This window comes from Caulobacter sp. CCG-8 (genome assembly GCF_037402475.1).
Lineage (GTDB): Bacteria > Pseudomonadota > Alphaproteobacteria > Caulobacterales > Caulobacteraceae > Caulobacter.
In genome coordinates this window covers 22185-33165 of sequence record NZ_JBBEUD010000012.1, presented here as the reverse complement: position 1 = coordinate 33165, position 10981 = coordinate 22185, and the positions used below count along the sequence as shown (strand labels likewise).

Sequence of the window (10981 nt, the reverse complement as noted above, 5' to 3'; positions counted from 1 at the left end):
AGGATCATCGCGGCGCCTCGACCTGGTCGACCAGGCCGCGCACCACGTCGTCGACCTTGCGGCCCTCGATCTCGGCGGCGGGCGACAGGATCACGCGGTGGCGCAGGGCCGGCAGGGCCAGGGCCTTGACGTCGTCGGGGATGACGTAGTCGCGGCCTTCCAGGGCGGCGCGAGCCCGGGCGGCCACGGCCAGCATGGCCGCGCAGCGCGGCGAGGCCCCGCCCGACAGTTCGCCGGTGTCGCGCGTCGCCCGCACCACGCCGACGATGTAGCGGACGATGTCGTCGGTCAGGCGCACGGACGCCACCGCGGCCACGGCCTCGGAGATGGTCCGCGTGTCGCCGGCCGGCTCGACGCCGAAGCTTTCCGGCGAGAACTGGCCGGTGCGGCCGCCGTGGCTGGCGACGATGGCGGTCTCCTCGGCCAGGCTGGGATAGGCCAGCACGTGCTTGAACAGGAAGCGGTCAAGCTGGGCCTCGGGCAGCGGATAGGTGCCCTGCTGCTCCAGCGGGTTCTGAGTGGCCACCACCATGAAGCGCTCGCTGAGCGGATGGCGCTCGCCGTCCAGGGTGACGTTGCGCTCCTGCATGGCTTCCAGCAGGGCCGCCTGGGTCTTGGGCGGCGTGCGGTTGATCTCGTCGGCCAGCAGCAGCTCGCAGAAGATCGGGCCCTTCACCAGGGTGAAGGCGCTGGTCTGGAAGTTGAACAGGTTGGCGCCCAGGATGTCGCCCGGCATCAGGTCGGGCGTGAACTGGATGCGCCCGAACTGCAGGTTCACCGCCTGGGCGAAGCACTGGGCCAGGAAGGTCTTGGCCGTGCCGGGCGGACCTTCCAGCAGCACGTGGCCGCCGGCGAACAAGGCCGTCAGCATCAGGTCGATGGTGTCGTTCTGGCCGACCACGGCCTTGGCCGTCTGCGCCCGGATCCTGCCGGCCAGCGCCTGCACGTCAGCCACGTTCACGAGTCATCTCCAGTCTCCACTGATGCCATTTTGCGGCGACCTTCATCAGGTCGCCGAGCGAACGGACCGTTCGGGTTTCCTCGTCCAGGCGCGAGGCGCTGTCGGCCGCGCCGAAACGCTCGCCCTGACGGTCCAGGAAGTCGGTGAGGGCCAGGCCCTCCAGGCGCGAGCCGCCGGCCCGCAGGCCGCCCAGGGCCTTGACGGCGGCGGCGCGCTGCAGCTCGGCGTAGCGTGGGGCCAGGGCCGGTTCGCGGCGGGCCATGCGGATCAGGCCGGCGGAATTGTCGATCAGGGCGTCCTTGCCCAGGGCCAGGGCCCGTTCGCCGCGCCGCACCGCCCGGAACCGCGCGGCGGCGTGCAGCCCCATCAGCGCGGCGGCGGCCACCAGGCACAGGGTGGCCCCGACGAACGGCGCCTCGAAGGCGAGTTTCAGCACGCCGCGCGAGCGGGAGAAGCCGTTCAGCGTTACGTCGAAGGCGATGACCTTGCTCTCCTTCGGCCGATAGCCGCCATCCGGGATGGCGCGGTCGCGCAGGACCCGCAGCATCCCGACCCCGGCGCGCGCCGTGCGGATGTCCTTCAGGCCCATGGTGTTGATCAGGTCCGGGTCGGCCAGGATGTAGGTCTCGGTCGGCATCCGCCGGGCCAGGACGACCCGGCCCTGGGCGTCGGTGAGGACGGGGACCAGGTTCGGGCCGGATATGCTCTGCAGATTCCTGATCGGACCGGTGTCGACCGACATCCCGTCGAACAGGCCGCCCGGCGCGCCGACCAGCCGGCGCGGCCCCGCATCCTTGGCGAGCGTCGTCACCGCCTTGGGGATGCCGACGGCCTTCAGCAGATCGGCCTGCTCGCTCGGGCGCACGGGTTCCAGCCCCATGACCCAGCCCGGATGCTTGGGGTCCAGCCCGCCGCGCCACTTGGGCAGCACCACCAGGGTCCGCGACGACAGCAGGGCGGCCTTGACGTAGGCGTCCCGGGTGACGTTGACGTCCGGCGCGAAGATGATCAGCCCGGGCTCGTCGCGCCGCAGGTCGCGCCGGCTGACGATCACCGGCTCGCCCAGCCTGCCCAGCAGGCGCACCATGCCGCCGTAGCCGACGGCCGACTTCGACAGGGCGTGGGCCCGGCCGTTGTCGCCCGACTGCAGGTCGGGCGCGTAGGTCGACAGCACCACGAAGGCCGAGAAGGCGAACACCCCGGCCAGGATCATGCCCAGCACGACCTTGGGCGAGAACAGGCCGCGGTCGCCCTCGCCGGGGCTTTCCGTCGCGACGGCGGGCTGGACGTCGCTCATCGCCAGGCCTCGGCGAAGGCGAAGCCCTCATAGGCCCGGCGGCAGGCGGCGAATTCCTCGGCGCCGACCGACCGGCCGCCGAAGAAGCTGCGCTCCACCACCCGGGCGATCTCGCTGAAGGTGCGGCGCACGCGCTCGGGCACGCCCTCCAGCTCGGCGATGTCGCGGCTGGTCAGGGCGGGCTTGATCAGGTCCGGGCGCTTGCCCTCGATGTCCTCGATGCTGCGGAACAGGATCAGGTGGACGGCCTCGGCGAAGCGGCCGGCGGCGGCCAGCTTGTCGGCGTCCTCCAGCAGGGTCCGCGCCTTGGCGGCGGTGGGGCGCCAGCCGTCGTCCTGCAGGGGCGGCCCCTTGGTCGTCTTGAAACTGGGCCAGCGCGTGGCGATCAGCTCGCGGGCCAGGAAATACAGGATCAGCGCCGCGCCCAGGATCAGCCCGCCCCAGAACACCCAGGCCAGATACGGCGCGAGGGCCGCCAGGGCCTTGCCGATCGCCAGCAGCCAATCGGGCACGTCCGGCGGCTTGGGCGCGGCGGTCGGTTCGAACTGCAGGTCCTTGCCGCGCAGCAGGGCGCCGTGGGCGCGCGCGAAAGCGTCCGACGCGCCGTCGAAACCCGGCGACGCCGCGTTGCGATCCACACCAGCCCCCGCCCTCAAACGCCCACTCCCGACAACCCCGTCGCTACAGCTAGACGATTCAACTTTCGGTGTCGCCTCCTACCGACATCGACCGGTCGAGGTCGTGGCGCCGGCCGGGATTCGATTCGCCGGGGTCCGTTCCGCACCGCGCCCCGGATCGTCCGGGAGCACACGGATGCGCCGCGCCGATCCCGAGCGCCCCACCGCCGGAGGGCGTCTCCGGGGTGGCGAATTTCGTCCGTTATTTCAAAGGGAAGATTGGTGGGCCGGCTGGGATTCGAACCCAGGACCATTCGATTAAAAGTCGAATGCTCTACCACTGAGCTACCGGCCCGCATCGACACGGCGGGTGGCCGGTGGAAGCGGCGCGGAACATAGTCGGGGGGCGCTCGCGTCGCAAGCGCGGTTTCGCATGGAGAGGAGATGACGAACGCATCTTTCGCGCGGTAGGGTCGGTCCATGCGCAGTCTCGTGCTTCTCGCCGTCGCCGTTCCCGTGTTGGCCGCCTGCGCGTCCAATTCGGAACCGCCGCCGCAGAAAATCCAGACGACCTCCGACGCCAACAAGGATGGCATCACCGGCGCGGCCCAGGCGCCGCTGCGCGACATGAACATCGTCCGCACCAAGATCCCGCCGGTGCTGCTGGAGGCCATGGCCGATCCCTACGCCCGGCCGCCCGGCAAGAAGATCAGTTGCGACACGCTGATCATGATGGTCGCGCCGCTGGACCTGGCGCTGGGCGAGGACGTCGATCGGCGGCCGCCGGAAGATGACGAGGACCTGCTGGACCGCAGCAAGCGTATGGCCGGCTCGGCCGCCTTCGGCGCCATGGCCAGCGCCGCCCAGGACCTGATCCCGATGCGCGGCTGGGTCCGCAAGCTCAGCGGCGCCGAAAAGCACGACAAGCTGGTGCAGCACGCGGTCGCTTCGGGCGCGATCCGCCGCGCCTATCTGAAGGGCCTGGGCGAGGCGCGCGGCTGCAACCCGCCGGCCACGCCCCAGCACCTGGCCAAGCCCGCCGCGCCCATCGTCGAGAAACGCTTCCCCTGGGAGAAGGACCAGCCGGCGCCGGACGCCGCCGCCGATACCGCGACCGCCACGGCCGACACACCCGTGGTCGACGCGCCGGAGCAGCCTGCGTCGCCGCCCAAGAAGAAGAAAAAGCCGTTCTACAAGGTGTGGTAGGTCGGAAGGCTGTGGTCGAGAACGTCTGACGTTCGGGAGGGCACGTGGAATCGCCAAGTCTGCTGACATACGGCGTCGCCGCCGCGGTCGCCGTTCCCTTCGCCGTCACGGGCGCGGGAGCCTACGCCCTGGCGGCCCTCACCCGATGGAAGGGGCTCGCGGTCGCCCTGATCTGCGGCCTTGTCGCGCCGGCATGCGTCGGCCTCTTCGCCTGGCTCGGCCCGGCGACCAGGCCCGATCCACGTTCGATCGATGGTCCGGCCTACATACTGGTCGCCCTGATCGTCTGGGCGCTGCTCCTGATCCCAGCCTGCTTGATCGCCAGCTCGCTCGGCGTCTGGCTGAGGCGCAGGGGGCGGAATCGGCGCATGCCCGTCCCGTCGAGCTAGGCCGCCCTACCCGCCCTGGTGCCGTTCCCGGAAGTCCCGGCGGAACTGCTCGAACCGGCCTTCGGCGATGGCGCCGCGCATGGCGGCCGTCAGGGCCTGGAAGAAGGCGATGTTGTGCCAGGACAGCAGCACCTGACCCAGGATCTCCTCGGCCTTGAACAGATGGCGAAGATAGGCCTTGGAATAGTCGCGGCTGGCCGGGCAGTCGCTGGTCGGGTCCAGCGGGTCCTCGTCCTCGGCGTAGCGGGCGTTCTTGATGTTGATCGCCCCGTCCCAGGTCCAGGCCTGGCCGTGGCGGCCCGAGCGGGTGGGCAGGACGCAGTCGAACATGTCGACGCCGCGATAGACCGCTTCCACCAGGTCGATCGGCTTACCCACGCCCATCAGGTAGCGCGGACGATCCTGGGGCAGCATCGCGGGCGCGTAGTCCAGCACCTCGCACATGGCCTCGTGCCCCTCCCCGACCGCCAGCCCGCCCAGGGCGTAGCCGTCGAAGCCGATCTCCTGCAGCCGCTCGGAGGACTCCTGGCGCAGGTTGCGGAAGGTCGAGCCCTGCTGGATGCCGAACAGGGCCTGGGCGTCGCGCGTCCCGAAGGCGGCCTTGGAGCGCTTGGCCCAGCGGGCGGACAGCTCCATGCCCTCGCGGGCCCGCTTCTCCTCGGCCGGCCAGGCCACGCACTCGTCCAGCTGCATGACGATGTCGCTGCCCAGCAGGTCGGCCTGGATCTCCATCGACCGCTCGGGGCTGAGCACGTGCTTGGAGCCGTCGATGTGGCTGGAGAAGGTGACGGCCTCCTCGGTGACCTTGCTGATGCCCGACAGGCTCATCACCTGGAAGCCGCCGCTGTCGGTCAGGATCGGCTTGTCCCAGCGCATGAACTTGTGCAGCCCGCCCAGGCGCTTCACCCGCTCGGCCGTAGGGCGCAGCATCAGGTGGTAGGTGTTGCCCAGGATGATGTCGGCGCCCGTGTCCTGGACCTGGTCGACCGTCAGGGCCTTGACCGTGGCGGCGGTGCCGACCGGCATGAAGGCCGGGGTGCGGATGTCGCCGCGCGGGGTCTTCAGGACGCCGGTCCGGGCCGCGCCGTCCGTGGCCGAGATCTCGAAGGGAAAGGCGACCATCAGGTTTGCTCGAAATCGGCGCGGAACAGCAGGCTGCCGTCGCCATAGGAATAGAAGCGATAGCCCGTGGCGATCGCGTGTTCATAGGCCGCCTTCATCGTCGCCTGGCCGGCGAAGGCGCTGACCAGCATGAACAGGGTCGACTTGGGCAGGTGGAAGTTGGTCATCAGCACGTCGGCGGCGCGGAAGCGGTAGCCGGGCGTGATGAAGATCGCCGTCTCGTCGGCGAACGGCCGGATCACGCCGTCCTCGCCCGTGGCGCTCTCCAGCAGGCGCAGGCTGGTGGTGCCGACGCAGACGATGCGGCCGCCGGCGGCGCGGGCGGCGTTCAGGGCGTCGGCGACCGCGGCCGGGACCTCGCCGAACTCGGCGTGCATCCTGTGCTCGGAGACGTCGTCGGTCTTGACCGGCAGGAAGGTGCCCGCGCCGACGTGCAGGGTGACGAAGTGCAGGCTGACGCCCTTGGCCTTCAGGGCCTCCAGCAGCTGGGGCGTGAAGTGCAGGCCGGCGGTCGGGGCGGCGACCGAGCCGTCCTCGCGGGCGTAGACGGTCTGGTAGTCGGCGCGGTCGCGGTCGTCCTCGGCGCGCTTGGCGGCGATGTAGGGCGGCAGCGGCATCTCGCCGTGGGCGGCCACGGCCAGGTCCAGGTCGACGCCGGAAAAGTCGAAGGCCAGCTCGATCTCGCCGCCCTCGTGCTTGGCCACGACGGTGGCGTCCAGCAGGCCGGCCATGCACCCGCGATCGCAGTCATGGCCGAAAGCGATGCGGTCGCCTTCCTTCAGGCGCTTGCCGGGACGCATGAAGGCGATCCAGCGGTCCGGCGCGACGCGCTTGTGCAGGGTGGCCTCGACCGAGACGGGCGAACCGTCGCCGCCGCCGGTCTCACGGCCGGCCCGCAAGCCCATCAGCCGCGCCGGGATCACCCGGGTGTCGTTGAAGACCAGGGCGTCGCCGGGCCGCAGGAAGTCCGGCAGCTCGTGGACGATCCGGTCTTCCAGGCCCCCGTCTTCTCTTGGGGCGCCAGGGCGGACCACCAGCAGGCGCGCGGAATCCCGCGGCTCGGCCGGCCGCAGGGCGATCGCCTCGTCGGGCAGGTGGAAATCGAAGTCGGACAGGCGCATGGGGCGGCTTCAAGGCCACGACGGGGCGGCAAGGTCAAGCGTCCTGGCGCCGCGCCGGTCCGAGCCGGATGGACAAACCCGGCCTCGCGCGGTCATCCTGCGGTCCGACGCATCAGCGGGGGGAGCCAATGACCGTCACGATCCGCCACCTGTTGGCCGCCTGCGCCTGCCTGTCGCTGGCCGCCTGCAAGCCAGCCGCCGAGACCAAGGCGCCCGAGACGGCGCCCGCGCCCTCCACCGCGCCGGCCGCCGTCCCGCCGGCCCCGGTGACCTTCTCGCACGACCCGGCCCTCGACGCGTTCGGCTACTATTTCACCGAGGCGGACGTGCGGTCGGGCGACCTGAAGCTGACCGCGCTGAACATCGGCCAGCCCAGCGACTTCGCCGACTGGGAGGCGGGCAAGCGGCCGGCCACCTTCGCGCCGATCTTCCTGGCCTTCGACGACGTCACCAGCCCGACGGCGGAGAACGAGCTGGGCCAGACCTACCACACGGTGTCGCTGCGGGTGATGCCGACCGCCTATCGCGTCGACGGCCAGCAGGTCAGCTTCCACGGCGTGGCCCCCGGGCTGGGCCAGGTGAGCTTCGACGGCGCCTTCGACCTCAAGGCCCTGGCCGACGCCAAGGCCGCCGGGCCGGGCGAAACCCTGTCCGTGCTGACCGGCGACCTGCAGGTGGGCGACCGGCGTTTCAGCAAGGTCGCCTTCCTGTACTTCGGCGGCGAGTAAGGCTGGCGCGGTCGTCATGCGGTCGTGCTAAGGCGTGGTCATGCCTCTGATCCTGCACCTCGCCAACCTGTTCCTGCGCGGCACCGCGCTCATGCTCGGCCTCGTGGCGGCGGCGGCGGGCCTGGCGTGCCTGGGCGGGGCGTTCAGCGTGCAGCTCGACGCCCTGACCCACGTCGCGCCCGTCTGGCTGGCCGTGGGCCTGGCCGGCATGGCCCTGGCCGCGATCTTCGCCCGCGACGCCGAGCGCCGCGCGGTCATGGGCCTGGCCGCCGTCGGCGTGCTGTCGACCGGCCTCCTGATCGTCCCGGAGGTCCTCTCCGGTCTGCACGCGCCGGCCAAGCCCGTCCCCGGCGCGACCGTGAAACTGGTCCAGTTCAACGTCTGGGGCGAGAACAACAATCCCAAGGCCACCGCGGACTGGATCCTGAGCCAGAACGCCGACGTGGTGATGATCGAGGAAGGCGGCGGCACGGCCTTCCCGGTGGTCCGGGCCCTGGCCAAGGCCTATCCGAACCACCTGACCTGCCGTGACCGGCAGGGATGCGACACCTGGATCTTCAGCCGCTGGCCCTTGCGCGCCCACCGCTCGTTCACCGAGGACAAGCTGCCGCTGTTCGGGGCGTGGGCGACGCTGGACCATCCCAAGGGCCCGTTCACCGTGGCTGCCACCCACTTCATCTGGCCGTTCCCGGGCGGTCCGCAGCAGGCGCAGAGCCGCCTGCTGGCGAAGACCCTGTCGCCGTTCCCCAAGGACACCCTGATCGTCACCGGCGACTTCAACTCCACGCCCTGGTCGTGGAGCCTGCGCCGGCAGGACAAGGCCCTGGGGCTGAAGCGGCGGACGCGGGCCCTGGCCAGCTGGCCCAGCGGCGAGTTCTCGCGCATCGCCAGCGCGCCCTTCCCCATCCTGCCGATCGACCACGTCTACGCCGGCAAGGCCTGGAAGACCGTCAAGGTCGCGCGCGGCCCCAAGCTGGGTTCGGACCATCGCGCCGTGATCGTGACCCTCACCCGGTAGGCGCGCAGAAAAAAGGCCCCGGTCTCCCGGGGCCTTTTCAGTTCAAGTTCAGCTCAAGGCCGCGGCGCTCAGGCGTCGGCGGCGATCTTGGCGCTGAGGATCTTGCCCGGATTGCGCGGCGGCTCGCCGGTCGGCAGGGCGTCGACGTTCTCCATGCCTTCGACCACCTGGCCCCAGACGGTGTACTGGTTATCCAGGAACGTGGCGTCGTCGAACACGATGAAGAACTGGCTGTTGGCCGAGTTCGGATCGGGGGTGCGGGCCATCGAGCAGACGCCGCGCACGTGCGGCTCCTTGGAGAACTCGGCCTTGATGTCCGGCTTGGCCGAACCTCCGCGGCCGGTGCCGGTCGGGTCGCCGCCCTGGGCCATGAAGCCGGGAATCACGCGGTGGAAGACCACGCCGTCGTAGAAGCCCTCGCGGACCAGTTCCTTGATGCGGTCCACGTGGCCCGGGGCCAGGTCGGGACGCATCTTGATCGTGACAGGCCCGGTCTCGAGCGTCAGCAGCAGGGTGTTTTCGAGGTCGGCCGACATGGTCATCCCTTAAGCTTGAAGAGGGGGAGGAAGAGAGTCGGGAAGGCTTCTATCCCGCTTTCCACAAGGGGGAAACCGCCCGGTTGCATCCCGAACGCGGATCAATTGTCACAGCTCAGCTTGCCCGCTAGCGAACGTCGACCGGCAGATCGAGGTCGCAAACCGAGAAATCGGCGCCCCGCGCCGCCCGCTTGCGGGCGATCTCGGCCTTGAACCAAGCGCTGCCCGTGTCGACCACCCGGACCGTCGGGCGCTCGGCCGCCGGGATGTCGGACAGCAGCCGCACCTTGGTCATCTTGTCCTGCGGCTTCTCGACCGGCTCGCCGGTCTTGATGGCCCGCACCACGTCCAGGCCCGACAGCACCCGGCCGAAGGCGGTGTAGCGCTTGTCCAGCGAGGGATAGGCCTGGCGCATCAGGAAGAACTGGCTGTTGGCCGAGTTGGGGTCCTCGTCGCGCGCCTCGCCGACCACGCCGGGGCAATAGGTCCCCCAGGCCGAGACCTTCTTGTCCGAGGTGACCTCGGCCCAGCTCCAGGCCTGGCTGACGACCGGCAGCGACTTCAGGACGCCCACCTCGGTCCCGGCCGGCGCCGCGGCGGCCACGAACGGCGTCGCGGCGTCGCGGCGGAAGGTGAACTCGGCCTTGAGGTTGGGCAGCTTCGTACCGCCCTCCCCCGTGTCGTCCGGATCGCCGGTCTGGGCCATGAAGCGGTCGATCACCCGGAAGAAGGTGCGGCCGTCATAGACCCCGGTGCGGGTCAGTTCCTGGAAGCGCGCCACGTGGCCCGGCGCGACCTCGGGGACCAGCTCCACGACGATGCGCCCCTTGTTGGTGTCGATGACCACCACGTCCTCGGGCGCGGGCGTGCGCCAATCGGCGGCCTTGGGCGGCGCGATCTTCGGCGCGGCCTGGACCTGGCCGGCGAAGGCCGACAGCACGGCGACGGACGCGAGCAGCGGACGGATCATCGGATTTCCCCCTGAGGCTGGTTGACCGAGCCTATTTCACCTGCACCGGCACGGCGACGTCGCAGGGGCCGAACGCCCCGCCCATCTCGGCCTTCTTCTTCTCGACCAGGGCCGTGAAGGCGGGCGAGCGGGTGTCCATCACCTGGATGCTGGGGCGCTGGGCGGCCGGGATGTCGGACAGCACGCGGACGGTGGTCATCTGGTCCTGCGGCGCGGCCACCGGCTCGCCGGTCTTGATGGCGCGGATGGCCTCGATGCCGGTCAGGGCGCGGCCGAACGGCGTGTAGGTCTTCTCCAGCGAGGCGTAGTGCTGGCGCATGAAGAAGAACTGGCTGTTGGCGCTGTCGGGGTCGTTGGCGCGGGCCATGCCCAGCACGCCGGGGCAGAAGGCGCCCCAGGCCGAGACCTTGCCGTCGGCGGTCATCGCCGCCAGGGCGCTGTTCTGGCTGTAGACCGGCAGGGCGCCGACGAAGCCCATCTCGGTCGAGCCCGTCTTGCCGATCTGCACGTAGCCGGGACCGCGGCGGAACTGGAACTCGGCGGCCAGGTTCGGCTGGTCCGACCCGCCGGTGCCGTCGTTCTTCGGGTCGCCGGTCTGGGCCATGAAGCTGTCGATGACCCGGAAGAAGGTCAGGCCGTCATAGAAGTGGGCCTTGGCCAGATCGCGCACGCGCGCCACGTGGTTCGGCGCGACCTCGGGCGACAGCTCCACGATGATCCGGCCCTTGTTGGTGTCGACCACCAGGATGTTCTCGGGGTCGGGCGTTCGCCAGCCGGGGGCCTGCTGGGCGCTGGCGGCGGAGGCCGCGGTGAGCGCCAGGACGGCGGCGATGGACGCAAGCTTCATGGAGATCCCCGGATAGAACTGGTCTGACGGCGTAGAACGCCGACGCGCCTACGACAAGTAGCGCCGCGTTTAAGCTGAAGATTCCGGCGAGTTTCCGGCACGGCTTCATCCCCGCGCCGGGACACGCCCTTGCGGCGTGTCCCCAAGACCGAGCTCAGCGCGAGCTGAT

12 protein-coding genes and 1 tRNA gene are annotated in these 10981 nt (G+C 70.5%); 4 read left to right on the top strand and 9 right to left on the bottom strand.

The annotated features are described in order from the left end of the window. Positions 1–4 precede the first annotated feature (4 nt). From WAE60_RS13150 to WAE60_RS13135, 4 genes are all read right to left on the bottom strand, one after another. A complete protein-coding gene (locus WAE60_RS13150; RefSeq protein ID WP_029914785.1) occupies positions 5–961 on the bottom strand; it encodes a MoxR family ATPase in 957 nt (318 codons plus the stop codon). Next, a complete protein-coding gene (locus WAE60_RS13145) occupies positions 948–2258 on the bottom strand; it encodes a hypothetical protein (RefSeq protein ID WP_337686931.1) in 1311 nt (436 codons plus the stop codon). Before WAE60_RS13145 ends, WAE60_RS13150 begins: the two co-directional genes overlap by 14 nt. Beyond that, entirely contained in the window at positions 2255–2896 is a 642-nt protein-coding gene (locus tag WAE60_RS13140) for a hypothetical protein (RefSeq protein WP_029914789.1), read from the bottom strand. Before WAE60_RS13140 ends, WAE60_RS13145 begins: the two co-directional genes overlap by 4 nt. Before the next feature lie 259 nt (positions 2897–3155). Then, positions 3156–3230: transfer RNA gene (locus WAE60_RS13135), tRNA-Lys, on the bottom strand. Positions 3231–3355: 125 nt separating this feature from the next. On the opposite strand from WAE60_RS13135, the gene WAE60_RS13130 reads away from it, so the two are divergent. Beyond that, complete coding sequence (locus WAE60_RS13130; RefSeq protein WP_337686930.1) at positions 3356–4081, top strand: hypothetical protein; 726 nt, start codon at positions 3356–3358, stop codon at positions 4079–4081. Positions 4082–4125: 44 nt separating this feature from the next. Beyond that, positions 4126–4470, top strand: a complete 345-nt coding sequence (locus WAE60_RS13125; RefSeq protein ID WP_337686929.1) for a hypothetical protein — start codon at positions 4126–4128, stop codon at positions 4468–4470. Between the two features lie 6 nt (positions 4471–4476). On the opposite strand, the gene tgt is transcribed toward WAE60_RS13125, so the two are convergent. Both tgt and queA read right to left on the bottom strand, forming a co-directional pair. Beyond that, positions 4477–5592: a tRNA guanosine(34) transglycosylase Tgt gene (gene tgt / locus WAE60_RS13120; protein WP_337686927.1), complete on the bottom strand. Its 1116-nt coding sequence runs from the start codon at positions 5590–5592 to the stop codon at positions 4477–4479. Then, positions 5592–6713, bottom strand: a complete 1122-nt coding sequence (gene queA, locus WAE60_RS13115; protein ID WP_029914799.1) for a tRNA preQ1(34) S-adenosylmethionine ribosyltransferase-isomerase QueA — start codon at positions 6711–6713, stop codon at positions 5592–5594. Before queA ends, tgt begins: the two co-directional genes overlap by 1 nt. A gap of 128 nt (positions 6714–6841) precedes the next feature. On the opposite strand from queA, the gene WAE60_RS13110 reads away from it, so the two are divergent. Then, positions 6842–7441: a hypothetical protein gene (locus tag WAE60_RS13110; RefSeq protein ID WP_337686925.1), complete on the top strand. Its 600-nt coding sequence runs from the start codon at positions 6842–6844 to the stop codon at positions 7439–7441. Positions 7442–7481: 40 nt separating this feature from the next. Continuing rightward, positions 7482–8459: an endonuclease/exonuclease/phosphatase family protein gene (locus WAE60_RS13105; RefSeq protein WP_337686924.1), complete on the top strand. Its 978-nt coding sequence runs from the start codon at positions 7482–7484 to the stop codon at positions 8457–8459. A gap of 68 nt (positions 8460–8527) precedes the next feature. Here the strand turns inward: WAE60_RS13105 and WAE60_RS13100 are convergent, their stop codons facing one another. The 3 genes from WAE60_RS13100 to WAE60_RS13090 all read right to left on the bottom strand — a co-directional run bounded on the left by WAE60_RS13100 (position 8528) and on the right by WAE60_RS13090 (position 10812). Continuing rightward, entirely contained in the window at positions 8528–8995 is a 468-nt protein-coding gene (locus tag WAE60_RS13100; RefSeq protein ID WP_029914804.1) for a peptidylprolyl isomerase, read from the bottom strand. 127 nt (positions 8996–9122) lie between these two features. After that, positions 9123–9965, bottom strand: coding sequence for a peptidylprolyl isomerase (locus WAE60_RS13095; RefSeq protein ID WP_029914806.1), 843 nt, complete (start codon positions 9963–9965; stop codon positions 9123–9125). A gap of 31 nt (positions 9966–9996) precedes the next feature. Further along, a complete protein-coding gene (locus WAE60_RS13090) occupies positions 9997–10812 on the bottom strand; it encodes a peptidylprolyl isomerase (RefSeq protein WP_337686921.1) in 816 nt (271 codons plus the stop codon). Positions 10813–10981 lie beyond the last annotated feature (169 nt).

What these genes read in the sequence shown, in the direction of transcription:
- WAE60_RS13145 (WP_337686931.1), bottom strand. Translation starts at nt 2,258, where the DNA reads ATGAGCGACGTCCAGCCCGCCGTCGCGACGGAAAGCCCCGGCGAGGGC.
- WAE60_RS13110 (WP_337686925.1), top strand. Translation starts at nt 6,842, where the DNA reads ATGACCGTCACGATCCGCCACCTGTTGGCCGCCTGCGCCTGCCTGTCG.
- WAE60_RS13130 (WP_337686930.1), top strand. Translation starts at nt 3,356, where the DNA reads ATGCGCAGTCTCGTGCTTCTCGCCGTCGCCGTTCCCGTGTTGGCCGCC.
- WAE60_RS13090 (WP_337686921.1), bottom strand. Translation starts at nt 10,812, where the DNA reads ATGAAGCTTGCGTCCATCGCCGCCGTCCTGGCGCTCACCGCGGCCTCC.
- queA (WP_029914799.1), bottom strand. Translation starts at nt 6,713, where the DNA reads ATGCGCCTGTCCGACTTCGATTTCCACCTGCCCGACGAGGCGATCGCC.
- tgt (WP_337686927.1), bottom strand. Translation starts at nt 5,592, where the DNA reads ATGGTCGCCTTTCCCTTCGAGATCTCGGCCACGGACGGCGCGGCCCGG.
- WAE60_RS13095 (WP_029914806.1), bottom strand. Translation starts at nt 9,965, where the DNA reads ATGATCCGTCCGCTGCTCGCGTCCGTCGCCGTGCTGTCGGCCTTCGCC.
- WAE60_RS13105 (WP_337686924.1), top strand. Translation starts at nt 7,482, where the DNA reads ATGCCTCTGATCCTGCACCTCGCCAACCTGTTCCTGCGCGGCACCGCG.
- WAE60_RS13100 (WP_029914804.1), bottom strand. Translation starts at nt 8,995, where the DNA reads ATGTCGGCCGACCTCGAAAACACCCTGCTGCTGACGCTCGAGACCGGG.